Origin of the sequence: Enterobacter cloacae complex sp. 342H5, assembly GCF_050030905.1 — a bacterium.
GTDB classification, from domain to species: domain Bacteria; phylum Pseudomonadota; class Gammaproteobacteria; order Enterobacterales; family Enterobacteriaceae; genus Enterobacter; species Enterobacter intestinihominis.
Map to the genome: position 1 here is coordinate 1140222 of NZ_JBLGVB010000001.1, position 25102 is coordinate 1165323.

At 55.0% G+C, this 25102-nt stretch carries 22 protein-coding genes and 1 other RNA gene; 12 read left to right on the plus strand and 11 right to left on the minus strand.

What is annotated here, in order from left to right:
* Positions 1–58 precede the first annotated feature (58 nt).
* Positions 59–919, minus strand: coding sequence for an acyl-CoA thioesterase II (gene tesB / locus ACQG03_RS05530; RefSeq protein WP_022647258.1), 861 nt, complete (start codon positions 917–919; stop codon positions 59–61).
* A gap of 203 nt (positions 920–1122) precedes the next feature.
* Between tesB and ACQG03_RS05535 the strand changes: the two genes are divergently transcribed.
* On the plus strand, positions 1123–1650 hold the full coding sequence (locus ACQG03_RS05535) for a YbaY family lipoprotein (protein ID WP_022647259.1): 528 nt from the start codon (positions 1123–1125) through the stop codon (positions 1648–1650).
* Positions 1651–1687: 37 nt separating this feature from the next.
* Here the strand turns inward: ACQG03_RS05535 and ACQG03_RS05540 are convergent, their stop codons facing one another.
* Positions 1688–1999 carry an MGMT family protein gene (locus tag ACQG03_RS05540; protein WP_063163462.1) on the minus strand — a complete coding sequence of 104 codons (312 nt, stop codon included), beginning with the start codon at positions 1997–1999 and terminating at the stop codon, positions 1688–1690.
* Positions 2000–2169: 170 nt separating this feature from the next.
* Here ACQG03_RS05540 and ffs point away from each other — a divergent pair.
* From ffs to ACQG03_RS05555, 3 genes are all read left to right on the plus strand, one after another.
* Positions 2170–2266, plus strand: an RNA gene (gene ffs, locus ACQG03_RS05545) — signal recognition particle sRNA small type.
* A gap of 247 nt (positions 2267–2513) precedes the next feature.
* A complete protein-coding gene (locus tag ACQG03_RS05550; protein WP_022647261.1) occupies positions 2514–2765 on the plus strand; it encodes a hypothetical protein in 252 nt (83 codons plus the stop codon).
* Positions 2762–2977, plus strand: a complete 216-nt coding sequence (locus ACQG03_RS05555; protein ID WP_006809861.1) for a hypothetical protein — start codon at positions 2762–2764, stop codon at positions 2975–2977. Before ACQG03_RS05550 ends, ACQG03_RS05555 begins: the two co-directional genes overlap by 4 nt.
* 70 nt (positions 2978–3047) lie before the next feature.
* Here the strand turns inward: ACQG03_RS05555 and ACQG03_RS05560 are convergent, their stop codons facing one another.
* Positions 3048–4469, minus strand: a complete 1422-nt coding sequence (locus tag ACQG03_RS05560) for a PLP-dependent aminotransferase family protein (protein WP_063163461.1) — start codon at positions 4467–4469, stop codon at positions 3048–3050.
* An 84-nt stretch (positions 4470–4553) separates the two neighbouring features.
* Here ACQG03_RS05560 and ACQG03_RS05565 point away from each other — a divergent pair, with 84 nt between their 5' ends.
* The 3 genes from ACQG03_RS05565 (at position 4554) to ACQG03_RS05575 (ending at position 9504) form a co-directional block, all read left to right on the plus strand.
* Positions 4554–5165 (plus strand): YczE/YyaS/YitT family protein, encoded by a 612-nt coding sequence (locus ACQG03_RS05565; RefSeq protein WP_022647263.1) that lies wholly within the window; start codon positions 4554–4556, stop codon positions 5163–5165.
* 75 nt (positions 5166–5240) lie between these two features.
* Positions 5241–6311 carry a LacI family DNA-binding transcriptional regulator gene (locus tag ACQG03_RS05570; protein ID WP_063163460.1) on the plus strand — a complete coding sequence of 357 codons (1071 nt, stop codon included), beginning with the start codon at positions 5241–5243 and terminating at the stop codon, positions 6309–6311.
* 103 nt (positions 6312–6414) lie between these two features.
* Positions 6415–9504, plus strand: coding sequence for a beta-galactosidase (locus ACQG03_RS05575; protein WP_063163459.1), 3090 nt, complete (start codon positions 6415–6417; stop codon positions 9502–9504).
* 51 nt (positions 9505–9555) lie between these two features.
* Here the strand turns inward: ACQG03_RS05575 and ACQG03_RS05580 are convergent, their stop codons facing one another.
* Positions 9556–11115, minus strand: a complete 1560-nt coding sequence (locus ACQG03_RS05580) for an EAL domain-containing protein (protein WP_058676947.1) — start codon at positions 11113–11115, stop codon at positions 9556–9558.
* 213 nt (positions 11116–11328) lie between these two features.
* On the opposite strand from ACQG03_RS05580, the gene ACQG03_RS05585 reads away from it, so the two are divergent.
* Positions 11329–11589 (plus strand): type B 50S ribosomal protein L31, encoded by a 261-nt coding sequence (locus tag ACQG03_RS05585; protein ID WP_015571255.1) that lies wholly within the window; start codon positions 11329–11331, stop codon positions 11587–11589.
* Between the two features lie 2 nt (positions 11590–11591).
* Positions 11592–11732 carry a type B 50S ribosomal protein L36 gene (gene ykgO / locus ACQG03_RS05590; RefSeq protein WP_003859006.1) on the plus strand — a complete coding sequence of 47 codons (141 nt, stop codon included), beginning with the start codon at positions 11592–11594 and terminating at the stop codon, positions 11730–11732.
* Here ykgO and ACQG03_RS05595 read toward each other — a convergent pair.
* Positions 11729–12439, minus strand: coding sequence for a GNAT family N-acetyltransferase (locus tag ACQG03_RS05595; RefSeq protein ID WP_063163458.1), 711 nt, complete (start codon positions 12437–12439; stop codon positions 11729–11731). The genes ykgO and ACQG03_RS05595 overlap by 4 nt on opposite strands.
* Before the next feature lie 102 nt (positions 12440–12541).
* On the opposite strand from ACQG03_RS05595, the gene ACQG03_RS05600 reads away from it, so the two are divergent.
* Positions 12542–14002 (plus strand): PLP-dependent aminotransferase family protein, encoded by a 1461-nt coding sequence (locus ACQG03_RS05600; RefSeq protein WP_063163457.1) that lies wholly within the window; start codon positions 12542–12544, stop codon positions 14000–14002.
* Here the strand turns inward: ACQG03_RS05600 and ACQG03_RS05605 are convergent.
* The 6 genes from ACQG03_RS05605 to acrA all read right to left on the minus strand — a co-directional run bounded on the left by ACQG03_RS05605 (position 13974) and on the right by acrA (position 20810).
* On the minus strand, positions 13974–14441 hold the full coding sequence (locus tag ACQG03_RS05605) for a YlaC family protein (protein WP_022647269.1): 468 nt from the start codon (positions 14439–14441) through the stop codon (positions 13974–13976). The two genes, ACQG03_RS05600 and ACQG03_RS05605, sit on opposite strands and share 29 nt — an antisense overlap.
* Positions 14442–14557: 116 nt before the next feature.
* A complete protein-coding gene (maa, locus tag ACQG03_RS05610; protein ID WP_022647270.1) occupies positions 14558–15109 on the minus strand; it encodes a maltose O-acetyltransferase in 552 nt (183 codons plus the stop codon).
* Positions 15110–15316: 207 nt separating this feature from the next.
* Positions 15317–15535 carry an HHA domain-containing protein gene (locus ACQG03_RS05615; protein ID WP_015571250.1) on the minus strand — a complete coding sequence of 73 codons (219 nt, stop codon included), beginning with the start codon at positions 15533–15535 and terminating at the stop codon, positions 15317–15319.
* A 28-nt stretch (positions 15536–15563) separates the two neighbouring features.
* On the minus strand, positions 15564–15938 hold the full coding sequence (gene tomB / locus ACQG03_RS05620) for an Hha toxicity modulator TomB (protein ID WP_006809850.1): 375 nt from the start codon (positions 15936–15938) through the stop codon (positions 15564–15566).
* 509 nt (positions 15939–16447) lie between these two features.
* The gene (gene acrB / locus ACQG03_RS05625; protein WP_023299464.1) at positions 16448–19594 is read right to left on the minus strand and encodes a multidrug efflux RND transporter permease subunit AcrB; all 3147 of its coding nucleotides are present in this window, start codon (positions 19592–19594) and stop codon (positions 16448–16450) included.
* Positions 19595–19616: 22 nt separating this feature from the next.
* Entirely contained in the window at positions 19617–20810 is a 1194-nt protein-coding gene (gene acrA, locus ACQG03_RS05630) for a multidrug efflux RND transporter periplasmic adaptor subunit AcrA (protein WP_426726098.1), read from the minus strand.
* A gap of 141 nt (positions 20811–20951) precedes the next feature.
* Between acrA and acrR the strand changes: the two genes are divergently transcribed.
* Both acrR and mscK read left to right on the plus strand, forming a co-directional pair.
* Positions 20952–21605: a multidrug efflux transporter transcriptional repressor AcrR gene (gene acrR, locus ACQG03_RS05635; protein ID WP_032624732.1), complete on the plus strand. Its 654-nt coding sequence runs from the start codon at positions 20952–20954 to the stop codon at positions 21603–21605.
* Between the two features lie 113 nt (positions 21606–21718).
* A complete protein-coding gene (gene mscK, locus ACQG03_RS05640; protein WP_023305598.1) occupies positions 21719–25096 on the plus strand; it encodes a mechanosensitive channel MscK in 3378 nt (1125 codons plus the stop codon).
* Positions 25097–25102: the final 6 nt, after the last annotated feature.

Consider the following 25102-nt stretch of genomic DNA (forward strand, 5'->3'; position numbering starts at 1 on the left):
CCGGCCTGAAAAAGTGAAATTTGCAGGCCCGGTAAGCGTAGCGACCGGGCTTTTTACCTCACCCGCGATTACGCATCACACCTTCCTGCACGGTAGAAGCCACCAGCACACCATCCTGGGTGTAAAACTCCCCGCGAACAAAACCGCGTGCGCTGGACGCAGAGGTACTTTCTACGCTGTAAAGCAGCCACTCGTTCATATCGAAAGGACGATGGAACCACATGGAATGGTCAATCGTGGCGACCTGCATCCCTTTTTCCAGGAATCCCACGCCGTGCGGCTGTAGCGCAACCGGCAGGAAGTTGAAATCCGACGCATAACCCAGCAGATACTGATGCACGCGCAAGTCTGCCGGTACGCTGCCGTTGGCGCGGATCCACACCTGGCGGGTGGGCTCAGCAGTATGCCCCTTCATTGGGTTATGAAATTCGACCGGGCGGATCTCCAGCGGTTTATCGCACAGAAACTTCTCTTTTACCTGCGGCGGCAGCAGATGTGCGAGTGCGCGGGCAATTTCGGTTTCCGATTTCAGATCGTCCGGCGATGGGGCGGACGGCATCTGTTTTTGATGCTCATAGCCCGGCTCTGGCGCCTGGAAGGAGGCGGTCATGTAGAAGATGGGTTTCCCATGCTGGATGGCCGCCACACGGCGAGCGCTGAAGCTTTGGCCGTCACGCAGAACTTCCACGTCGTACACAATCGGTTTAGCGCTGTCACCGGGGCGTAAAAAGTAGCTGTGGAATGAGTGCACCAGACGGTCTGCCGGAACTGTCTCCTTAGCGGCATATAGCGCTTGCCCCACGACCTGGCCCCCAAAAACCTGGCGTAAGCCTAAATCTTCGCTCTGTCCGCGAAAAAGCCCTTCTTCTATTTTTTCCAGGTTCAGCAATGTCAGCAGATTGTTCAGTGCCTGACTCATAGTGGTCCTCAATAAACGCCGTGGCGAAAGATATGCTGAGTATAACGCAGAAACGATAGTGGTCCGATGGGTAGAATTATCTTAATACCTGGGCAAAATTAGGCATAAATCCGTGATTTGTGCCACACTTGTTTACGTTATGTGAATAAAACGACATCGGATGGGATCGATCCCGCCGGTGCATTGATGATAAGGAGACTTCAATGAAACTCGTGCCTATGTTAAGCGGTGTTGCAATGGCGGTGGCGTTGTCCGCCTGTGCGGATAAGAGTGCCGATGTAGCGGTACCAACGGCGACCCCAAACGGGATTAACACCCTTTCACAGCAAGCTATTCGACAGCCTAACGTGTCCGGTACCATCTGGATCAAACAGAAAGTCGCTCTGCCGCCGGACGCGGTTTTAACGGTCACGTTATCCGATGCGTCTCTGGCGGATGCACCGTCTAAAGTCCTTGCACAGCGTGCAGTTCGTACAGAGGGTAAACAGGCGCCGTTCAGCTTCGTGCTGCCGTACAACCCGTCTGACGTTCAGCCTAACGCGCGTATCCTCCTGAGCGCGGCGGTAACGATCAACGATAAGCTGGTCTTTATCACCGATACCGTGCAGGAAGCGGTCAACAAAGGGGGCACCAAAATCGACCTGACCCTGGTCCCAGTGCAGCAGACTGAAGTGCCTGTGGCAACGCAGACCAATCAGCCGACCTTGCCTACACCGCCAACACAGTTGTAACTTTCTTTCGCCCTCTTCATCTTGATGGGAGAGGGCGTCAGTATTCCCAGCGATACTTCTGCATATCTATCTGTCCCGTCCCGGACACCTGTACCCCTTCTGAGAGTAATGCCTGACGCTGGCGCTGCAAGTCTGGCCCGGTGAGGGAAATGGCACCACGGCGATTAACGACCCGGTGCCATGGTAACGTACTTCCCTCCGGAAGCCTTCTTAGCACGCCGCCAACCTGACGCGCTGCGCGCGGAGAGCCCGCCAGTCGGGCGACTTCCCCATAGGTCGTGACACAGCCTTCCGGAATCGAGGCCACGATTTGCCACACTCGCTGTGGGAAAGAGTCGTGTTCGTCCATTGTTTCTCCAGCGGGAAATCAGCAAAGGGTAATGTTATACGAAGATAAAGAAGATTGTCGGGTCAGTTTGCGCAATAATCCAGCATCCAGTTGCCAGCGGCTTGCAATTGAGGTGCTCCACAGGGATAATGCGCCAGCGCGTTGGTTATCAACGCTCTCAATGGGGGCTCTGTTGGTTCTCCCGCAACGCTACTCTGTTCACCAGGTCAGGTCCGGAAGGAAGCAGCCAGGGCAGACGACGTGGGTGCCGGGATGTAGCTGGCAGGGCCCCCACCCATTTGTGTTCTTCTCTGAAGTTTCCCCCCTATATAAACCTTCTCAATTATGTGCCTATTTTGTTCGTGCAATATATCCTTCATTGAACTGAAATAATAATGTCATAAACCTGTAATAATAGACTGTCATTTTATTATCGGGCGTCTTTTTGTTATCATAAGCAAAAAATATATATCTGGATAACAAACTTATCTTCGTGTATTAAATTAAACACGTGTTCCGAAAGGATGTGACAATCATGGTAACTGCGGTTTTAAACGTTAAAATTGATGAAGCGCTAAAAGAAAGACTCCGCCACTATGCGGAAGACAATAATGAGAATTTAAGCGTGACCACAGAGAAACTGCTGCTGCTGGCATTTGAAGCAGTAGAAGAGGCGGGAGTATCGGAAGAGGATGTTGATAATCAGCATACGGAAGAAGAGAGCGTAAATCCATTTACTCCTAAAGAAATCAAAGCACTACGTAAACTTCTGAAGAAGAGAAAATGAAACAACAACTATCGACTGCCAGCGATTACAACGAGGCCTGCAATCTGTTACGTTCGGGCTATGTGAAACATGTTCGTCTTGGCTGGAATGTAGGAAGTGATGAGTTCTTTCGAATTGCGTCTGACTGGTGTGATACCGGTGCAAAAATAAAGAAAGAAGGTGAAAATTTCATTATTTCGCTGAAAGGCTTCCCGATTCCTCCTCAACATTAAGTTGTTCTTCATGAAAACAGCTGACTGCATGCGTTACAGTCAGCTGTTTTTATTGTTTCTGGCGAATAATTTACACCAGGTTCCGTTTTACTGGCGGTGTACTTTTATTTAAGGCAAGCCACAGCGGTTTGATACGCAGTAATGCCTCTTCAAGTTCTGGCGAATTGAGTGAGAAGGGCATACGCAGGTAGCGGTCAAACGCGCCTGAAAGCCCAAAGCGCGTGCCGGTGCCCATAATGATGCCTGTCGTTTCCGCACGTGCCGCCAGTTGAGTCGCCAGCATGCCGGGTAGTTCAATCCAGTATGAAAGTCCTCCCTCCGCTTCCTGAAACCGCCATTCGGGGAAATGCTCCCGTAACATCTGGCCGCAGCGGTCACGCCGTTCTGCCAGCATTTCCCGCCGGGCAGGCAGGAAGGTTTCACTGTTTTCGATAAGCCACAGCGTGGCCAGCTGTTCCAGCACCGGAGAGCCCAGATCCAGCGTGTCGCGCGTCTGTGCGAGCGTGGCGATAGTGCGGGACGAGGCGCGGATCCAGCCGAGACGAAGCCCACCCCAGAAGCTTTTGCCTGCGGAACCCAGCGTAATCACCGCGGCCTCCGGGTTAAAGGCGGCCAGCGGCGGCGGCGGGGGAGCATCGAACCAGAGATCGACCATGGTTTCATCCACCACCAGCGTGGTGCGGGTTTGCGCGGCGATGTCGGTTATGGTCTGACGCGTCGCGGCATCCATGCAGCGCCCGGTCGGATTATGAAAATCCGGCATTAGATAGGCCAGACGCGGGGCTGTCTGGGCAAGCGTTGCGGCAAAACCATCGGTATCCCAGCCCGTTTCTGGCAGCGAGACGCCAACGGGCCGGCATTGCGCCCCCTGAATCGCGGCTATCGCCAGCGGGTAGGTGGGATGATCCACCACCACGCGATCCCCGGGCCCGGTCATCATTCTTAAGATCAGGGCGAAGCCGCTGACGGCACCGTTCACCACCATCACTTCGTCTGCCCGGGTGGGCAGACCGCGTGCGGTGTAGCGGGCGGCGATAGCTTCACGCAGCGCTGGAAGCCCAAGCTGATCGTACCCGGTCAGCGCCAGATTCGGCGTAATGGTCGTCAGCGCGTGGGTGTAGGCCTGATGGATCTCTGGCCCTGCGTTGAGCGCGGCGGTTGAGAGATCCAGCGCCGCGCTGGCAGTGGAAAGTGTGGGCACGGCCCGGCTGTCTGGCAGGATCGCCCGGGAACCGCTGCCGTGACGGCTCTCCAGAAAACCCTCTTCACGCAGATGCGCCAGCGCGCTGCTGATGGTGGTGCGGCTGACGTCCAGTGCGGCGGCCAGTTCCCGCTCTCCGGGCAGGCGCGTGTTTAGCGCCAGCCTGCCATCCAGAATTAACAGGCGTAACGCGTCAGCCAGCTGGCGCCACCGCGGGGTGCGGGAAGAGGTTTGTTGCCAGTGCCCTAACAGGCGAACCAGAGACTGGCTTCCAAAACGACGTGATGACATGTGCAGTCCACTATTTGAAAACTGGACATTAATCATAGTGCCATTTTCAGCGAAGATGGAAGCTGGTTCTTCGGAGAAGAGAAAATGGTGCGTCGTCTGGTACAACTTTATGTCGGTTTAGCCCTTTACGGACTTTCAACCGCGATGTTTATTCGTTCGGATCTGGGTGTTGATCCCTGGAATGTTTTTCACCTTGGCGTCGCCATCCAGGCCGGAATGAGCATCGGCACGGTGATGATTTTAACCGGGGCTGCGGTGCTGCTGCTATGGATCCCGCTGCGTCAGCTTCCGGGGCTGGGTACGGTCAGTAACGTGATTTGTATTGGCCTGGCGGCAGATGCGTCAATGGCATTGATCCCGGAACTCACCTCGCTGCCCGTGCGCATCACCCTGCTGGTTTCCGGCATTGTGGTTAACGCCCTTGCCACCGGAATGTATATCGGCGCGGGTTTTGGCGCAGGCCCGCGCGACGGTCTGATGACCGGCATACACGCCCGGCTGGGCTGGTCGATCCGCAGCGTGCGTACCGCAATCGAGGTGACCGTGTTGATCGTCGGCTATCTCCTCGGGGGAGCGTTTGGCGTCGGAACCGTGCTGTATGCGTTAACCATCGGCCCGCTGATCCAGCTTTGTTTGCCGTGGTTTCGCCAGAGACCGCGCATGCAGAAAGCCGCGCAGCCGGAGCGGATTGCTTAATTTTGCGAAGCGCTCACAGGCTATAATGGCGTAACTGTGTCAGAATAGTGACTACCTTTTACGACGCCAGAATCTATGAAAGCGATCACTCTTTATGACGTTGCCCGCGTAGCGGGCGTTTCTTATCAGACCGTTTCCCGGGTGATTAACGACGCGGAACACGTTTCTGCCCGTACGCGGGAAAAGGTCCGACAGGCCATGGCGGCGCTACACTATGTACCTAACCGTGGCGCGCAGCAGCTGGCCGGAAAACGCACCCGCACGCTGGGGCTGATGACCAGCGATCTGGCGCTGCATGCGCCGTCGCAAATCGCCTCAGCTGTAAAATCCCGGGCAGTGGAGCAGGGGGCTGGCGTGCTCATCTCTATGGTGGAGCAGCCCGCGCAGTGTCAGGCTGCTTTGCAGGAGTTACTGGCGCAGCGCGTGGAGGCGCTGCTGGTGAACGTTCCGCTGGAAGATGCTCAGGCAGAAATGCTTCAGGAAATGGCCTCGCCGACCCCGGTTCTTTTTCTTGATGTTTCCCCCACAGCTCGGGTTAACAGCCTCGTTTTCAATGCTGAACAGGGCGCTGGCCTGGGGGCGGAGCATCTGCTTTCGCTGGGGCACCGGCGAATTGCGCTGCTCGCCGGGCCGGAAAGTTCTGTCTCTGCCCGGGCTCGCCTGGCGGGATGGAAAACTACGCTGGCTCAGGCTGGCGTGGAGGCGTATGCGGTGGCGCAGGGCGACTGGAGCGCGGCTTCAGGCTACGAGAAAGGGCATCAGCTCCTGGCGGGCGCGCAGCTGCCGGAGGCGATCCTTGTGGCGAACGATCAGATGGCGCTTGGCGTTTTACGCGCCTGTGCGGAAAAAGGCGTTGCGGTACCGGGGCAGATCTCGGTTGTTGGGTTTGATGATACGGCTGACAGCGCGTGGTTTTCCCCTCCGCTGACCACCGTTCGGCAGGCGTTCCGCGAGGCCGGTGAACGCAGCGTGGAGTGGCTCCTGGCAACTGCCCGTCACGCCGAACCCTGGCAACAACAACTTCCTGTTACGTTGATCGTTCGTCATTCCACCGCGCCGCGCGCCGTACAACAGGCCGATCGTGAAGAGCTGGCGCAACAGCTAAGAACGCTGGCGCTGCTGGCGGAGAAACTGGCGCGCAGCTAGCACTTTTGTGATCGTGCTCGCCTGGTGACGATCAAAGTCTTTACCGCCACCGTTTACCAGGGCATGTTGACTAAAATTGTGAGCGCTTCGTAAAGAGGTTGATATGTCTTCCACATTGCCGCTGACCCTCAGCGCAATTCTGGCTCGTCGTGACTGGGAAAACCCGGGCGTGACGCAGTGGAATCGTCTGGCCGCACACGCGCCTTTTCATAGCTGGCGCGATGAAACCCTCGCCCGGGAGGATAAGCCTTCGCTGAGCAAGCGTCTGCTTAACGGCATCTGGCGATTCAGCTTTTTCCCGGCACCAGAGCAGGTGCCCGAGGCATGGGTAACGGACGATCTGTCTGATGCCGTTGAGATGCCCGTGCCGTCGAACTGGCAGATGGAGGGATTCGATACCCCCATCTACACCAACGTCACCTATCCAATAAATGTGAACCCGCCCTATGTTCCGGCTGAAAACCCAACCGGTTGTTACTCGCTCACATTTGAGATGGATGATGCCTGGCTGCTCAGCGGGCAAACCCGCATTATCTTTGATGGGGTGAATTCAGCTTTTCATCTGTGGTGTAACGGCCAGTGGATAGGCTATTCCCAGGACAGCCGTCTGCCTGCGGAGTTCGACCTCAGCGCGGTGCTGCGACCGGGGCAGAACCGCCTGGCGGTGATGGTGTTACGCTGGTGCGACGGAAGCTACCTGGAAGATCAGGACATGTGGCGGATGAGCGGCATTTTCCGTGACGTCTCGCTGCTGCACAAGCCGGAAACGCAGATTGCCGATTATCAGATCGTGACCGATCTGAATGCCGAATGCGATCGGGCGCTGCTCCGGGTTGACGTTGCGCTGGAAGGCTTACGCTATGCCGAATGCGAGGTGGCGTTTACCCTGTGGCGTAACGGCGAAGCCTGCGCGCAAATCACGCAACAGCCCGGATCGGCCATCGTGGACGAACGCGGCAGTTGGGCGGAGCGGCTCACGGTGGCGATACCCGTGAACAATCCCGCGCTGTGGAGCGCTGAAACACCGGAACGCTATCGTTTGACCATGTCGCTTCGGGATGTGCAGGGCAACATGCTGGAGACTGAAGCTTGCGATGTCGGTTTCAGACGCGTCGAAATCAGCAACGGCCTGCTGAAGCTTAACGGCAAACCGCTGCTGATCCGCGGCGTGAACCGTCATGAACATCATCCTGAGAAGGGGCAGGTGATGGATGAGGCGACCATGCGCCGCGACATCGAACTGATGAAGCAGCATAACTTCAATGCCGTGCGCTGCTCGCATTATCCGAATCACCCTCTGTGGTACACGCTTTGCGATCGCTACGGCCTGTACGTGGTCGATGAGGCGAATATTGAAACCCATGGCATGGTGCCGATGAGCCGCCTGGCGGACGATCCGCGCTGGCTGCCTGCCATGAGCGAACGTGTAACGCGTATGGTGCAGCGGGACCGGAATCATCCGTCCATCATCATCTGGTCCCTGGGGAATGAGTCCGGGCATGGGGCGAACCACGATGCGCTGTACCGCTGGCTGAAAACCAGCGATCCCACGCGGCCGGTGCAGTACGAAGGCGGCGGCGCCAGTACAGCCGCTACCGATATTGTCTGCCCGATGTATGCCCGCGTCGATCAGGATCAGCCGTTCCCGGCGGTGCCAAAGTGGTCGATTAAAAAGTGGATCGGCATGCCGGACGAAACCCGTCCGCTGATCCTCTGCGAGTATGCCCACGCGATGGGCAACAGCTTTGGCGGCTTTGCCAGCTACTGGCAGGCATTCCGCAGCCATCCCCGGTTGCAGGGCGGCTTTGTCTGGGACTGGGTCGATCAGGCGCTGACGAAAAAAGCGGAAGACGGCACGGCATTCTGGGCCTACGGCGGCGATTTTGGCGATAAGCCCAACGACCGTCAGTTCTGCCTCAACGGGCTGGTGTTTCCCGATCGCACTCCGCATCCCGCCCTTTACGAGGCGCAGCGTGCCCAGCAGTTCTTTACCTTTACGCTGGTGAGCACCGTTCCGCTGGTCGTCGAGATCCAGAGCGATTATCTGTTCCGTCATACTGACAACGAGCATCTGCGATGGTCGGTGGCGCGTGACGGTGCGGTGTTGGCTTCCGGCGAAATAACCCTTTCTGTTGCGCCCCAGGGGACACAGCGCGTTGAGATCCCGCAGACTGAATTCGGCGCTGAACCGGGCGAGGTCTGGCTCAACGTGGAGATCGTTCAGCCGCAGGCCACGCCGTGGTCGCCGTCCGGCCACCGTTGTGCCTGGGATCAGTGGCCGCTCCCGGCTCCGCTGTACCTTACGCCACCGAAAGCAGACGGAACCCCACCACAGTTAACGGTGCAGGAAGAGGTACTGGACATCACTCATCAGCAGCAGCGCTGGCAGTTTAGCCGTCTCACCGGCAACCTGACCCAGTGGTGGAACGCGGGCGCTGAAACGCTCCGTTCCCCGCTAACGGATAACTTTACCCGCGCGCCGCTGGATAATGACATTGGCATCAGCGAGGCGACCCGCATCGATCCGAACGCGTGGGTGGAACGCTGGAAAGCGGCAGGGATGTATGAGATATCCTCGCGCCTTATCCAGTGTGAAGCGGAACAGCATGCCCGTGAGGTGGTGGTGACCACGCAGCACGTCTGGGAGCATCAGGGTAAAGCGCTGTTTATCAGCTACAAGGTCTGGCGGATTGATGACCACGGGTTACTGCACGGTGATGTGCAGGTGACGGTGGCGTCTGACATTCCTGAGCCCGCTCGCGTGGGCCTGAGCGTTATGCTGGCGGATATCCCGCAAACGGTGCGCTGGCTGGGGCTGGGCCCGCTGGAGAATTATCCGGACAGAAAACTGGCGGCGCAGCAGGGGCGCTGGGCGTTACCGCTGGACGCCATGCAGACGCCGTATATCTTCCCGACGGAGAACGGTTTACGCTGCGACACCCGTGAGCTGACGTTTGGCTCACATCACTTCCAGGGACAGTTCCATTTCTCCCTGAGCCGTTACAGCCAGCAGCAACTGCATACGACAACGCATCAGCACTTGCTGCGGGAAGAGGCTGGCTGCTGGTTGAATCTTGATGCCTTCCACATGGGCGTGGGGGGGGACGACTCATGGAGCCCGAGCGTAGCCCCCGCCTTCATTCTGCAAAACCGTCGGCTGCGCTACACGTTTAGCTGGCAGCAGAACGGCTGAGCCGAAACGTGCGGTCACTGTCGTGGCCGCACGTAACACCGCGTAATGGGTTTATTTCCTGAGGTTGTGCTCGGCCCAGCGAATGAAATCTTCTTTAGGCAACGCCTTGCTGAAATACCAGCCCTGTCCGTACTGCACGCCGTGGCGATGCAACCATTCGAGCTGCCCTTCAGTTTCAATGCCTTCTGCGACCATCGCCAGCTTAAGCGATTTGGCCATTTCGATGATGTGGGGAGTCACGTTCTTATACTCCAGCGCGTCCACAAAGGATTTATCAATCTTCAGGGTATCGACATCAAGATCCTGCAAATAGCTCAGGCTGGAGTAACCCGTACCAAAATCATCAATATAGATGGCATGCCCGGAGCGCCGAAACGCAGCGATGGCAGGGGCGCTGACGGCAGGATCGGCAAAGCCGCGCTCGGTCAATTCAAGGGCGATCTGGCGCGGGTGGACGCCCCATTTGTTGAGCAATTGACTCAGCAGGCGAGGCAGCTCGGGGGACGTTAAATCGGCTGGCGAAAGGTTGACAGAAATGTGCAGTTCCGGGTGATGATGCAGCCAGGCACCTAAATCCTCAAACACCTTATTCACCACCAGCTGTGTCAGCGTTGAAATAAGCCCCGTCTGCTCCGCCAGGGGAACAAAGAGATTAGGCGACAGGTCACTGCCATCTGGCTGCGGCCAGCGCATCAGCGCTTCTGCACCCACCAGTTTTCCACTGCATAGCGCCACAATGGGCTGATAGTGAACCTCGATCTCCCGGTTGTTGATCGCGTCGATCAGCCGGTTACGCGGGGAAAGCAAACGGCGGAGGATGCGAAGCACAATAAGGGCTGCAACCAGGCTTATCAGTATGCCTGCCGGTAGCCAGATGATCAGCTGCTGATGCCAGGATGCCGCGAGCGGTTTTAACGATGCCCAGGCAATAACCGTAAGCCCCAGTTCTGGCACCGGTTTCAACACGTACATCGAGCCGTTGTATTGCACGCGCTTAACGTCCTGCTGCTCCTTAACGACAGAAAGAATATACGGGTCGAGAATATTGCTTCTGGCAAATATCCGATGGGTTTCGCTTCCCACCAGGGCGGCATCCATCGAAATGTCACCGAACGGGACAACATCCACAAGCGACTCCGGATCGACCATTACCAGATAATGTCCTTTCCCCAGAACGGCCATATAACGGTGAATGCCGAGGTCGTTTTGCGAGGTGAGCCACGCGCTATATCCGTCTGCGGTGATCCGCATCGGGGGCGGTAAGATCGCCGTGTTACTGGATTGTTCCAGAGAGGAGCAGAGCGGCTTCAGGTTATCGATATACATCACTTCCTGAATATAGCGCCATGAGAACGCGACACGACGCATTTCGCGTAAGTGCGGAGGAGTGCAGGGCGGGGCGTTGAACAACTGTAGGTGCGTGAGCGCCTGTTTTGCCTGCGCAACGACTCTGTCGGTACGGATCAGGGCGCGCGAGGCATATCTGTCCAGTGCATCCACAAATTTCGCCTCTGCCTGACGATGCGCCAGCCAGATACTGAGGCACACAGGGACCAGCACAGAGAAGATCAGTACGCCTGTCACCAGGCTGACCAGATGTCGGGTTCGCATGCTGCTGTATCCTTTCCATATGCCCGACCAGGGCATGGAGTTTGCGCGTCAGAGGAAAAATTTTTTATCGCTAAATGATATAGTTATAGCATGTAACAGTCTCTGGCAGTATTTGAAAACCTTTCAAAAACAGGCTGTGCGTCACAGGGGTTGTTTTTGCAGCAAAGCTCAGATAGTATTTTGTTATGTTATAACAATACATGAAGGCCAGAGATGAAACCGAATATCCATCCAACCTATCGCACCGTTGTGTTTCACGACACCACGGCTAATGAATATTTTAAAGTTGGCTCAACGATTAAGACAGACCGTGAAATTGAGCTTGAGGGGAAAACGTATCCCTACGTTACTCTTGATGTCTCCTCTAAATCACATCCGTTTTATACCGGGAAGCAGAAGACCTTCTCGACGGATGGCAGCGCGGCACGCTTCCGCAAGCGTTTTGGTGGCTTTCTTGATGCGAAGCGAGGCTAATCATGCAGGTGCTTAACTCATTGCGCAGTGCAAAACAGCGTCACCCGGATTGCCAGATAGTCAAACGCAAGGGACGCTTATACGTGATTTGCAAATCTAACCCGCGCTTTAAGGCGGTGCAGGGGCGTAAAAAAAGACGCTAGACGCGCATTTCTCGCCAGCTTTCCAGGGATCTTTTCTGTTTGCCATCGACGGTAAAATTGTCGGTGGCAAGCCAGCTTTCAAACGCGCTCGCCAGCGCTGACCACTCTTTGTCGAGAATTGAAAACCAGTCGGTGTCCCGGTTTCGGCCTTTAATGACCAGCGCCTGGCGAAAACGCCCTTCAAACTGAAAGCCAAGACGCAGGGCCGCTTTGCGGGAGGGTTCGTTCAGGCTGTTGCACTTCCATTCATAACGTCGGTAGCCCAGGGTATCGAACACGTACCGCATCAGCAGATACTGCGCTTCTGTCGACATGGGCGTGCGGCTTAACATTGACGAGAAGTGAACATGTCCCACTTCTACAACGCCGTTTTTAGGATCGATCCGCATAAGGGACAGCGTCCCGACAGGAGATTGGGTCTGGTTATCGATAACGCTAAAGTGGATGGGATCGGATAATTTGCTCACGCTCGCCACCCATTCGGCAAACTCCTCTGCGGTGGCATCGGGTTCACGCAGCAGCCACGTCCAGCTTCGGGTATCTCCGGCCAGGGAATACGCAGAGAACAACGCGTGGGCATGCTCCACGCGCAGCGGCTCAAGCCGACAATAGCGACCCTGAAGGACCATCCGGGACGGGTGCGGGCGAGGCTGCCAGTCGGTAAGGCTTTCCCCTACAGGTTGTCCAAACTCATTGAATACACTCATCTTTATTTCCACGATGTTGAAAAGATCTCCAGATTAGTGAATTACTGGTTCCTTAAAAAGAACCACCAGGCTATGTTTTTCTGGTACCACGAGGAGGTAAAGATGAATATACCGGGTGATGAGCTATACACCCTGCTCCATGCTGCGCTGAAAAAACGTGGGGAAGAAACGCTCCAGCGCGCGCTCTACCTTGCTTTGCGGGAGGCCATACTGTGCGGAAGGCTTCGGTCCGGCAGTCATTTGCCCGGCTCGCGAACGCTGGCGCAGCAGATCTCGGTGTCACGAAACACCGTTAATGCGGCGCTGGACCAGCTCACGCTCGAAGGTTATTTGCTGCGTAGCCGCCAGGGTACGCGGGTGGGGCAATTCGCTCATCGTACGATTGCCCGGACATTACCGGACCCGGACGTCAGGCTGACAAAACGTGTTGCCCTGCTGCCCGCGCCTGTGCCGCGCGACACTCCGGTGATGGCATTTACGCCAGGAACGCCTGCCATCAACTATTTCCCCTTGCCGCTGTGGCGGCGGTTATACGATCGCGTCCTGCGCGAGGAGGGGAGCGCCCTGTTAGGGTATGGCGACCCGGCCGGCGAGCCGACGCTACGGGCCGCCATTGCCCGCCATCTTGCGCTCTCCCGCGGCATTGACTGCGATGCCAGCCAGATTGTGATAACCGAAGGGGCACTGGAGGGCGTCAATCTGTGCACGATGCTGTTAAGCGAGCCGGGGGATGTCGCCTGGGTTGAAAATCCCGGCTATAGCGGTGCTAAAAGCGCTTTCGTCAAAACCGGCCTGGCGATGAGCGGCATACCGGTTGATGACGAGGGGATGTGCTGGAAAGGGTTGTGTGCGCCTTCACCCACGCTGATTTTTACCTCGCCATCGCATCAGTTCCCTTACGGAAGCGTGCTCAGCGCGCGGCGGCGTCTGGCGCTGCTGGAACTGGCCCGGCAGCACAGCGCGTGGATCATTGAGGACGATTACGACAGCGAATTCCGTTATGCCGGTGAGCCCGTACCGGCGATGCTGGGAATGGTCAACAATGCGCCCGTTGTGTATCTGGGGACGTTCAGCAAAACGCTGTTTCCGTCGCTCAGAATGGGGTTCATGGTATTACCGCCAGCGCTGGCGAAGGCAGCGCGTCCGGCCATCGGCTCGCTGCTGCGCGGCGGGCATCGCGCTGAACAGCGCACCCTGGCGCTATTTATTGAGGAAGGCCACTATGCGCGACATCTTGCCGCCATGCGCCGACTTTATCGTAAGCGATACCGCCAGCTGCGGGAGGTGCTAAGTGCAGAGCTTCATACGCCGCACCGTGTTCTTGCCGGAGAAGGAGGGATGCACCTGGCGCTGGCGATTGACGGTATCGACGACCAGCGGCTGGTGGAGCAGGCAAGAGCGTTTCAGCTGGCACCCGCTGCACTGAGCGGGTACTACCTTGAGACGACGCAGGGGCAAACCGGTCTGGTTTTAGGTTACGGCAATACCTCTGCTTCGCAGTTTGCGCCGGGTATTCGACGTCTTCAGGCGCTCATTACACAGCAGCGGGGCGGGAAAGGGTAAAGACATCATAAAAAGAGAGCTGGCCCTTGGTGATGACCATTTTCTGCAACTTCTCTTTTTGCCCGGCTTCGACAGCCGGCGAGTGCAGGATGCTGTCGATCAGCTCCTTCGGCACGTAACGCGTGTTGTACCACTCCCCGTTGTAGCAGACGCGGAAATCGAGTACGTCGATATCTTCATACCGGTAACGCGGATTGACGTCGAAAAAGAAAAACGCGTTAAACACCACGAACAGCACAACCAGCAGCCAGACGGAATCGACCAGCGTTTCAGACTTCAGCATGACGATAAGCGTTGCCAGCCAGGCGGCGTACATGGCGACGAACAATCCGGGATGTTTGCGAATAAAGCTGATGCTAAAGCGCGGACGATTGTCGCGCTTTTCGCGGGTATTGAGCTCGTCGATGGTGGCGGTAAGCAGGCGCTGTATCTCTGTCATTTTTTGCCTTTATGATTGTTAAAAATACAGGTGATCTGCCTATTTTATGAGAGGGGTTTATGCGATGAAAGTAACAGTTATGCCAGGAAAAAGCATAACAGTTACTCAGGATGCGCTTAGATCATTTTAATGATTTTCGCCGGATTCCCGCCCACTACCGCATTGGCCGGCACGTCTTTGGTCACTACCGCGCCGGAAGCGATAACCGCATTATCGCCAATGGTCACGCCCGGATTAATCACCGCGCGTCCGCCGATCCAGACGTTATGGCCTATGGTGACCGATTTACCGTACTCCAGCCCGCTGTTACGTTCGGTCGCGTCCAGAGGATGCGTGGCTGTATAAATGTGCACCCCCGGTGCGAGCATACAGTTATCGCCAATGCGGATAGGGCAGACGTCCAGCATGACGCAGTCGAAGTTGGCGTAAAAATTGTTGCCCAGATAGATGTTATAGCCGTAGTCGCAGCGGAAGCTCGGCTCAATATAAGCGCCTTCGCTTTGACCCAGCAGGTCAGCTAATAAGGCGCGACGTTCGGCCTTCTCATCGGGTGCGGTATGGTTATAGCGGTGAACAATATGACGAGCGCGTAAACGGTCAGCCCTCAGCGTGTCATCGCCGGGGCGATAATATTCACCGGCAATCATCTTCTGTTTTTCTTCACTCATGGGAACCTCTCTGGAATCGTTTTACGTAGCGTAAAGAGGATTAGCCAGAAAGGGAACGTTCCCTAAAAGTGGCTGTGACGGGAGTCACAACATTCTTGCGTATAAATACGTTTTATACGGGGACCTGGCGTTTGCACTTGAAGCGTAATACGAAAGGTAAATTCAGCTTAACAACGGGCGTAGTGCCTTAAAGTCTCTCTTCAACGACTAACGAACAAATTTCCATACCGAAGAGGGGATCTTGTCATAGAGTTTATTCATGGTCAGTTCAGCAAGACGATGGTCGGCAGCTGAATAAAATACCGCCAGTTCATTATCAGACAGCTCGTATTTATTTTTCTCAATAACACGCTCGAGCGTGTCAATTGACTGACAGCGTCGCAGGCGCATCAAATAATCGACTTTAGTTAATGGTTTATCAGACATAAAATTCACCTTAGTATTTGTAATAATTTTAACAGGAAAGACTAACCGGATTAGCTCTGCTGACATTCGTGAAGCAGCGAAATAGACGGTTTCCTGATTTACGCCATTTCTGCAAATCCTGTGCGTTAATGCCGTAGCTGCTGAACAACATAAAGGTGTCGTCCAGGTATTCATCAATTTGCTCTATCAACTTATTATCTTCATTGTACTTAATTTTATAATTAAGTGCGAAGGTTGCGATATGCTCGATCAGCTCATTAAGCTGTAAATTGATAGCAGACGTAGGATCGTTCACCCAGCCATGGTTACTTTCTTCAAGATTGGCAAGGCAGTCATGGTACAAGGATTCGCAGAGAAATTTCAACTGCGCGATATCATGCCTTTTTGGCGAGTACTCGTCCATAGCGCATCCCCTTCTGAGTGATTTTTTACTCACCGAACATCATGTCGGGATGGATACAACTTGCTTAGCCACACGGGAGCTGTGTTCCTGATAACACTAACTATAAGCCACTCTGATCAGGATTTCACCGCGCTATTACGAAAAATTACAATTAAAACGTTTCCTTGCGAGCGCTTACGCAAATGTGACCTCAGACGCGAACACTTTTATCGAGAGAAACCCTTTTTTTAACCCGTTCCTTAAGATTCATTGAGTTAGCGCAATGTTTCATTTGAAGTCCGGATTCAGATGTCTTCGGCATTTACGATGATTTAGGATTTGTCCGAATATTTTAGGCGATGAATTGATATTAAAAGAATGCTGAATTCTACGATTAGCTTATCGGATTATTATGATAAGTCTTATCAGGGCGGGTGAAAATAAATAAAACGACAATAAGACTATTTTATGAATTTTTCTGAAAATGAAAAAGGCCGCAAATGCGGCCTTTTTATCATGTGAAACCGGTATCAGTGATGTTCTACCGAATGATTGTGCTCCACATCTTCATTTTTGCGGCTAAAGCGGCGACGTACCACCACGAAGAACACCGGTACAAAGAAGATGGCGAGAACGGTCGCAGTGACCATACCACCCATTACACCGGTACCTACCGCGTTCTGTGCGCCGGAGCCTGCGCCTGAGCTGATAACCAGCGGCATAACGCCGAGGATAAACGCCAGGGACGTCATCAGGATTGGACGCAGACGCATACGAACGGCTTCAAGCGTTGCTTCAATCAGGCCTTTACCTTCTTTCTCCATCAGATCTTTGGCAAATTCGACGATAAGTATCGCGTTCTTCGCCGACAAGCCAATGGTTGTCAGCAGGCCCACCTGGAAGTAAACGTCGTTAGTCAGCCCACGGAAGGTTGCGGCAAGCAGCGCACCGATAACCCCCAGCGGAACCACGAGCATAACAGAGAACGGAATCGACCAGCTCTCATACAATGCCGCCAGACACAGGAACACCACAATCAGTGAAATAGCGTACAGGGCAGGGGCCTGGTTACCGGACAGACGTTCCTGATAGGACATACCGGTCCAGTCGTAGCCAATACCCGCAGGCAGTTTGCTGGCCAACTCTTCCATCAGGTTCATGGCTTCACCGGTGCTTCGGCCCGGCGCCGCCTGACCGAGGATCTCCATCGAAGGCAAGCCGTTATAACGCTCCAGACGCGGCGAACCGTATTCCCAGCGCGAAGTTGAGAAGGCGGAGAACGGCACCATCTGGCCATCGCTGCCGCGAACGTACCAGTTGTTGATATCGTTCGGCAGCATACGGTATTGCGCTTCGGACATGACGTACACTTTCTTCACGCGACCACGGTCGATGAAGTCGTTGACGTAGCTGCCACCCCAGGCTGCACCCAGCGTGGTATTGATGTCACTGATGGACACACCCAGCGCCTGTGCTTTTTCCTGGTCGATATCGATCTTGTACTGCGGCGTATCTTCCAGACCGTTAGGACGCACGCCCACCAGCAGGTCAGGGTGTTTAGCCACCTCGCCAAATAGCTGGTTACGCGCCTGAGTCAGTTTTTCGTGGCCCAGACCGCCCTGGTCAATCAGCTGGAAGTCGAAGCCGGTCGCCGTACCCAGTTCAACAATCGCTGGCAGGTTAAAGGCGAAGACCATCGCATCTTTAATCTGTGAGAAGGTACCCATGGCCCGGTTGGTAATGGCTTCAACTTTGTTCTCATCACCCGGACGTTCGGACCAGTCTTTCAGAGAAACGAAGGCAATACCGGTGTTCTGACCACGACCCGCGAAGCCAAAGCCGTTAACCGCAAACACGGATTCGACGTTGTCTTTCTCTTTGGTCAGGAAGTAGTCGGTCATCTCATCCAGCACTTTTTGCGTACGTTCTTGCGTCGCACCCGCCGGAAGCTGAGCCATGCTCAGGAACACGCCCTGGTCTTCATCTGGCAGGAACGAGCTTGGCAGACGAACAAACAGGAAAGCCATGCCCACCACGATGATGATATAGAGCAGCAGATAACGACCGGTGCTGCGCAGGATGTTCCCCACGCTGTCGGTGTAGTGATGCGTACTCTTATCAAACATGCGGTTAAACCAGCCGAAGAACCCTTTGTGCTCGCCGTGGCCACCTTTCTTAATCGGCTTCAGCATGGTCGCACACAGGGCTGGCGTCAGGATCAGGGCTACCAGCACCGACAGCGCCATCGCGGAAACGATGGTAATAGAGAACTGACGGTAAATCGCACCGGTTGAACCCCCGAAGAAGGCCATCGGGATAAATACCGCAGACAGAACCATCGCGATACCGACCAGCGCGCCCTGGATCTGGCCCATTGATTTACGGGTTGCTTCCTTCGGCGGCAGGCCTTCTTCCGCCATCACACGCTCAACGTTTTCGACCACTACGATGGCGTCATCCACCAGCAGGCCGATGGCGAGCACCATCCCGAACATCGTCAGGGTGTTTATCGAATAGCCAAATATCGCCAGAACCGCGAAGGTGCCGAGCAGTACAACCGGCACGGCGATGGTTGGGATCAGCGTTGCGCGGAAGTTTTGCAGGAACAGGTACATTACCAGGAAGACGAGAATGATCGCCTCAACCAGGGTTTTAACCACTTCGTGAATCGAAATTTTAACGAACGGCGTGGTGTCATACGGGTAAACAATTTTCAGACCTGACGGGAAGAAAGGTTCCATCTTCTTCAGTTCTGCACGGATAGCCGTCGCGGTGTCCAGGGCGTTCGCCCCAGTCGCCAGTTTGATACCTAAACCGGAAGCCGGTTTACCGTTGAACTTCGCAATAACGTCGTAGTTCTCGCCACCCAGCTCCACTTTCGCCACGTCACGCAGGCGAACCTGCGAACCGTCCTGATTCACCTTCAGCAGAATTTTACTGAACTCATCCGCCGAGGTCAGACGCGTTTGCGCGATGATAGACGCGTTAAGCTGCTGGCCTTTCACCGGCGGCGTGCCGCCTAACTGACCGGCTGCAACCTGGGCGTTTTGCGCTTTAATTGCGCTGATCACGTCAACCGGGGTCAGCTGGAAGTTGTTCAGCTTATTCGGATCCATCCAGATACGCATCGCGTACTGTGAACCGAACAGCTGAACGTCACCCACACCAGACGTACGGCTGATGGCGTCCTTCATGTTGGCGCCCACGTAGTCGGAAATATCTTCCTGCGTCATGGTGCCATCGGTGTTAATCACGCCGACAACCATCAGGAAGCTACTGGACGATTTCTCGACGCTCACACCCTGTTGTTGCACTTCCTGCGGCAACAGGGGCATCGCCAGCTGCAATTTGTTCTGCACCTGAACCTGCGCAATGTCCGCATCCGTACCTGATTCAAAGGTCAGGGTAATCTGAACTGTACCGGTTGAGTCACTGTTTGAGGACATGTACATCAGGTTATCGATACCGTTCATGTTCTGTTCGATAACCTGCGTAACGGTGTCCTGCACCGTTTTGGCATCAGCGCCCGGGTAGGTTGCGGAGATCGTCACTGCCGGCGGCGCAATCGTTGGATATTGCGCAACAGGCAGCTTCAGGATCGCAAGTCCCCCGGCCAGCATGATGATAATGGCGATCACCCACGCAAATATGGGGCGATCGATAAAGAAATTAGGCATGTCTTAACGGCTCCTGTTTAAGTTAAGACTTGGTTTGTTCTGACTGGCCAGCGGCCGATGCTTGTTGTTTGTCGTCAGATTTCACTTCCTGAGCTTTGACCTGCGCGCCAGGACGAACTTTTTGCAAACCAGTAATAATCACGCGATCGCCATCTTTCAGACCTTCCGTTACCAGCCACTTGTCGCCAATCGCCTGCGTTGCAGTGATATTGCGTGTTTCGACTTTGTTATCGGCACCCACAACCAGCGCGCTCGCATCGCCGCGTGGCGTACGGGTCACACCTTGCTGCGGAACCAGAATGGCGCTTGGGTTAGTCCCTTCTTCAAGACGGGCGCGTACGAACATACCCGGCAGCAGGGTTTTATCCGGATTCGGGAAAATAGCCCGGATGGTGATAGAGCCGGTGGTCTGATCGACGGTCACATCAGAAAATTCCAGTGTGCCTGTCTGTGAGAACTTGATACCGTCGTTGGTAACCAGTTCAACTTTGGCTTTACCGTTTTCCTGTTTCAGTTGTCCGCTGGCAAGCTCCTGTTTGAGACGCAGGAAATCGTTGCTGGACTGTGTAACGTCAACGTAGATCGGGTCAAGCTGCTGCACGGTGGCCAGCGCGTTGGTTTGACCGTTCTGCACCAGCGCACCTTCGGTGACGGCTGATTTACCAATACGACCGCTGATAGGGGAGGTCACTTTGGTGTAGGCGAGGTTAATACGCGCGGTTTCTACCGCCGCTTTCGCCGCCACAACGGCTGCATTGGCTTGCTGTGCATCGGCCAGGGCAGAATCGTAATCCTGTTGGCTGATGTACTGCGTGCCGAGCAGTTTCTTGTAACGATTCAACGTCAGTTGCGAAATTTTGGCTGCCGCTTCTGCTTTCGCCAGATCGCCTTTAGCGCTCTCATAAGACGCCTGATAGGTTGCTGGATCAATCTGATAAAGAGACTCACCTGCTTTCACATCACCGCCTTCGGTGAAGTTACGTTTCAGGATGATACCGCTCACCTGCGGACGTACTTCTGCAATGCGATAGGCGCTGGTGCGGCCCGGTAGTTCTGTTGTCATCTGGAGAGGTTCGGATTTGAGCGTCACGACGCCAACTTCTGGCACCTGCTGAGTTCCTTGTTGAGCCTCTTTGTCGTCACATCCTGTAAGCGCTAAGCTGCCTGAGAGCATCAGAACGACCGCCAGAGGCGTTAACCCTCTGTTTTTGTTCATATGTAAACCTCGAGTGTCCGATTTCAAATTGATCAAGGGTCCTGAGTCTAAAAACCCATTGCTGCGTTTATATTATCGTCATGCTATGGTACATACATTCATAAATGTATGTAAATCTGACTCCTGTAAATTCATCAACGTATGGCACGAAAAACCAAACAACAAGCGCTGGAAACCCGACAACACATTCTGGATGTGGCAATGCGTTTGTTCTCACAGCAGGGTGTTTCGGCAACCTCGCTGGCGCAGATTGCTCAGGCCGCGGGCGTCACGCGGGGAGCGATTTACTGGCATTTTAAAGACAAGTCAGATCTGTTTGGTGAAATCTGGGAGCTTTCAGAGTCCAGCATCAGCGATCTTGAGAGTGAGTATCGGGCAAAATTCCCTCACGATCCACTCTCAGTATTAAGAGAAATATTAGTATATATCCTTGAAGCGACTGTTGTGGAAGAACGCCGACGTCTGATGATGGAAATCATCTTCCATAAATGTGAGTTTGTTGGCGAAATGGCGGTGGTTCAGCAGGCGCAGCGCGACCTGTGTCTGGAAAGCTACGATCGCATCGAGCAAGTTCTTAAGGAATGTATGCAGGCCGACATGCTTCCCGCTACGCTGTTAACGCGCCGGGCGGCGATCCTGATGCGCAGCTATATTTCCGGCCTGATGGAAAACTGGCTTTTCGCCCCGCAGTCGTTCGATCTGAAATCAGAGGCGCGCAGCTACGTCGCGATTTTCCTGGAGATGTGCCAGCTTTGCCCGACCCTCCGCAGCGAGGGAGCGCCGCTTACTGCCTGAATCTTTCCAGGAAATGTCTTAGAGGATTACCTTCCCGCTATTCTGCTTTAGCCGGGCGTGATATTCTTCACGCCCGACTATTTTCGGTCATTTCTCAGATCACATTCACGACTATGCTGCACACCTATCGCTCGACACATTCTGTTCTGGCCGTTTTTTTGATCCTGCTGTTTTTCTTTGCAGCCGCACCGCATTCCTGGGCCCGTGCAGACAACGGCAGTGACGTCCCGACGCGTGCCGAGGTTCAGTCGCAACTCGACACCCTGAATAAACAAAAAGATCTCTCCGCCCAGGAAAAGCTCGTTCAGCAGGACCTGACGGAAACCCTGGATACGCTGGATAAGATCGATCGCATCAAAGCCGAAACGGCCCAGTTGCGGCAGAAGGTCGCTCAGGCGCCGGAGAACATGCGTAAAGCAACGGAGGCCCTGAACGCGCTTAGCGACGTTGATAACGACGATGAAACCCGAAAAACGCTTGCCACGCTTTCGTTGCGCCAGCTCGAGTCGCGCGTGGCGCAGCTGCTGGACGATCTGCAAACGGCGCAGTCCGATCTCTCGACCTATAACAGCCAGCTGGTTTCGCTGCAAACCCAGCCTGAGCGCGTGCAGAACGCCATGTATTCTGCATCGCAACAGCTACAGCAGATACGTAACCGTCTGAATGGCATTACCGTGGGGGAAGGGGCGCTTCGACCGACCCAGCAAACGCTGCTGAACATCCAGCAGACGCTGCTGAACGCGGAGATTGAACAGCAGCGTAAGAGTCTGGAAGGCAACACGGTGTTGCAGGATGCGCTGCAAAAACAGCGTGACTACGTGAACGCGAATATCAACCGGCTCGAGCATCAGCTTCAGCTGTTGCAGGAGGCGGTGAACAGCAAGCGCCTGACGCTGACCGAAAAAACGGCGCAGGAAGCGGTCTCGCCAGACGAAACGGCGCGTATCCAGGCCAATCCGCTGGTGAAGCAGGAGCTGGAGATTAACCATCAGCTGAGCGAGCGCCTGATTCAGGCGACTGAAAGCGGCAGCGCGCTGGTGCAGCAGAATATTAAAGTCAAAAACTGGCTGGATCGCGCTTTGCAGGCTGAGCGCAATGTCAAAGAGCAGATTGCCGTCCTGAAGGGAAGCCTGCTGCTGTCGCGCATTCTTTACCAGCAGCAGCAGACGCTGCCGTCCGCCGACGAGCTGGAAGACATGACCAACCGCATTGCGGATTTGCGTCTTGAACAGTTTGACGTTAACCAGCAGCGCGATGCCCTGTTCCAGAGCGATACGTTTGTTGCCAAAGTGGAAGAAGGCCATTCAAGTGAAGTAAACGGTGAAGTTCACGACGCGCTGTTGCAGGTTGTGGATATGCGCCGCGAACTGCTCGATCAGCTTAATAAGCAGCTGGGCAACCAGCTGATGATGGCGATTAACCTGCAAATCAACCAGCAGCAGCTGGTGAGCGTGTCTAAAAGCCTCCAGGAGATCCTGACCCAGCAGATTTTCTGGGTGAACAGCAACAAACCCATGGACTGGGACTGGTTTAAATCTTTCCCTGAAACGCTGAAATCCCAGATCAAAAGCATGAAAATTACCGTGAACTGGGAGAAAGCCTGGCCTGCGGTAATGATTGCCTTCCTTGCGGGTCTGCCTTTGCTGCTCATCGCCGGAGTAATACGCTGGCGTTTGAAATGGCTGAAGCAGTACCAGGCGAAGCTGGCCTCGGAAGTGGGGCAACTGCGTAACGATAGCCAGTTGCACACCCCGAAAGCGATCCTGATCGATCTGATCCGTGCTCTGCCGGTCTGCCTGCTGATCCTCGCCGTCGGCCTGATCCTGTTGACCATGCAGCTCAATATCAGCGACCTGCTGTGGGCGTTCAGCAAAAAGCTGGCGCTGTTCTGGCTGGTGTTTGGCCTGTGCTGGAAAGTGCTGGAAAAAGACGGCGTCGCGGTCCGACACTTCAACATGCCGGAAAAACTCACCAGCCACTGGCGTCGCCAGATTGTACGTATCAGCCTCGCGCTGTTGCCGCTGCACTTCTGGTCCGTTGTGGCCGAGCTTTCGCCGCTGCATCTGATGGATGACGTGCTGGGACAGCTGGTAATTATGCTGAACCTGCTGCTGATAGCCGTCCTGATGTGGCCGATGTGCCGCGACAGCTGGCGTGATAAAGAGTCCCACAATCTTCGTCTGGTTACCGTAACGGTGCTGGCGATCATTCCGCTGGCGCTGATGGTGCTGACGGCAACGGGTTACTTCTATACCACGCTTCGTCTGTCAGGCCGATGGATTGAAACCGTGTATCTGGTGATCCTGTGGAACCTGTTGTTCCAGACCGTGCTGCGCGGTTTGAGCGTGGCGGCGCGCCGCATTGCGTATCGTCGCGCTGTTGCCCGTCGACAGCATCAGGTTAAAGAGGGGGCTGAAGGGGCTGAGCCGCAGGAAGAGCCGACCATTGCCCTGGAGCAGGTCAACCAGCAAACGATGCGTATTACCATGCTGGTGATGATTGCGCTGTTTGCGGTGATGTTCTGGGCCATCTGGTCTGATTTAATTACCGTCTTCGCCTACCTCGACAGTATCACCCTCTGGCAATACAACGGTACCGAAGCGGGCGCTGCGGTAATGAAAAGCGTCACCATGGGCAGCCTGCTCTTTGCGCTGGTGTCGTCGGTGGTGGCCTGGGCGTTGATCCGCAACCTGCCTGGTCTGCTGGAAGTGCTGGTGCTCTCAAGGCTGAACCTGCGTCAGGGGGCGTCGTATGCCATTACCACCATCCTGAACTACGTCATTATTATTGTCGGGGCGATGACGGTATTCGGCTCGCTGGGCGTCTCGTGGGATAAACTCCAGTGGCTGGCGGCGGCGCTGTCGGTAGGTCTGGGCTTCGGCTTGCAGGAGATCTTCGGTAACTTTGTTTCTGGCCTGATAATCCTGTTCGAACGTCCGGTGCGTATCGGCGATACCGTCACCATCGGCACCTTCTCCGGGACCGTCAGCAAGATCCGTATTCGTGCGACCACCATCACTGACTTCGATCGTAAAGAGGTGATCATCCCGAACAAAGCCTTCGTGACCGAGCGACTGATCAACTGGTCGCTTTCGGATACTACGACGCGCGTGGTGGTCCGACTCGGGGTGGCCTATGGTTCAGATCTGGATAAAGTGAAAGAGGTCCTGCTGGAAGCCGCGAAATCACATCCTAAAGTGATGCACGATCCTGCGCCTGACGTGTTCTTCACCACCTTCGGGCCAAGCACGCTGGATCATGAGCTGCGCCTGTACGTACGCGAACTACGCGATCGCAGCTACACCGTCGATGAGCTGAACCGCACCATTGACCGTCTGTGCCGTGAAAACAACATTAATATCGCCTTCAACCAGCTTGAAGTTCACCTGCGTAACGAGAAAGGTGACGAACATACGGAAGTGAAGCGCGAGATTAAGGGTGACGAAAACTCCGCCCCTCACCCTGCCCTCTCCCCAGAGGGGAGAGGGTAAAAAGCG

Excerpts from the sequence above, each read along its gene's own strand:
- tesB (WP_022647258.1), bottom strand. The coding sequence starts at position 919 with ATGAGTCAGGCACTGAACAATCTGCTGACATTGCTGAACCTGGAAAAA.
- ACQG03_RS05535 (WP_022647259.1), top strand. The coding sequence starts at position 1,123 with ATGAAACTCGTGCCTATGTTAAGCGGTGTTGCAATGGCGGTGGCGTTG.
- ACQG03_RS05540 (WP_063163462.1), bottom strand. The coding sequence starts at position 1,999 with ATGGACGAACACGACTCTTTCCCACAGCGAGTGTGGCAAATCGTGGCC.
- ACQG03_RS05550 (WP_022647261.1), top strand. The coding sequence starts at position 2,514 with ATGGTAACTGCGGTTTTAAACGTTAAAATTGATGAAGCGCTAAAAGAA.
- ACQG03_RS05555 (WP_006809861.1), top strand. The coding sequence starts at position 2,762 with ATGAAACAACAACTATCGACTGCCAGCGATTACAACGAGGCCTGCAAT.
- ACQG03_RS05560 (WP_063163461.1), bottom strand. The coding sequence starts at position 4,469 with ATGTCATCACGTCGTTTTGGAAGCCAGTCTCTGGTTCGCCTGTTAGGG.
- ACQG03_RS05565 (WP_022647263.1), top strand. The coding sequence starts at position 4,554 with ATGGTGCGTCGTCTGGTACAACTTTATGTCGGTTTAGCCCTTTACGGA.
- ACQG03_RS05570 (WP_063163460.1), top strand. The coding sequence starts at position 5,241 with ATGAAAGCGATCACTCTTTATGACGTTGCCCGCGTAGCGGGCGTTTCT.
- ACQG03_RS05575 (WP_063163459.1), top strand. The coding sequence starts at position 6,415 with ATGTCTTCCACATTGCCGCTGACCCTCAGCGCAATTCTGGCTCGTCGT.
- ACQG03_RS05580 (WP_058676947.1), bottom strand. The coding sequence starts at position 11,115 with ATGCGAACCCGACATCTGGTCAGCCTGGTGACAGGCGTACTGATCTTC.
- ACQG03_RS05585 (WP_015571255.1), top strand. The coding sequence starts at position 11,329 with ATGAAACCGAATATCCATCCAACCTATCGCACCGTTGTGTTTCACGAC.
- ykgO (WP_003859006.1), top strand. The coding sequence starts at position 11,592 with ATGCAGGTGCTTAACTCATTGCGCAGTGCAAAACAGCGTCACCCGGAT.
- ACQG03_RS05595 (WP_063163458.1), bottom strand. The coding sequence starts at position 12,439 with ATGAGTGTATTCAATGAGTTTGGACAACCTGTAGGGGAAAGCCTTACC.
- ACQG03_RS05600 (WP_063163457.1), top strand. The coding sequence starts at position 12,542 with ATGAATATACCGGGTGATGAGCTATACACCCTGCTCCATGCTGCGCTG.
- ACQG03_RS05605 (WP_022647269.1), bottom strand. The coding sequence starts at position 14,441 with ATGACAGAGATACAGCGCCTGCTTACCGCCACCATCGACGAGCTCAAT.
- maa (WP_022647270.1), bottom strand. The coding sequence starts at position 15,109 with ATGAGTGAAGAAAAACAGAAGATGATTGCCGGTGAATATTATCGCCCC.
- ACQG03_RS05615 (WP_015571250.1), bottom strand. The coding sequence starts at position 15,535 with ATGTCTGATAAACCATTAACTAAAGTCGATTATTTGATGCGCCTGCGA.
- tomB (WP_006809850.1), bottom strand. The coding sequence starts at position 15,938 with ATGGACGAGTACTCGCCAAAAAGGCATGATATCGCGCAGTTGAAATTT.
- acrB (WP_023299464.1), bottom strand. The coding sequence starts at position 19,594 with ATGCCTAATTTCTTTATCGATCGCCCCATATTTGCGTGGGTGATCGCC.
- acrA (WP_426726098.1), bottom strand. The coding sequence starts at position 20,810 with ATGAACAAAAACAGAGGGTTAACGCCTCTGGCGGTCGTTCTGATGCTC.
- acrR (WP_032624732.1), top strand. The coding sequence starts at position 20,952 with ATGGCACGAAAAACCAAACAACAAGCGCTGGAAACCCGACAACACATT.
- mscK (WP_023305598.1), top strand. The coding sequence starts at position 21,719 with ATGCTGCACACCTATCGCTCGACACATTCTGTTCTGGCCGTTTTTTTG.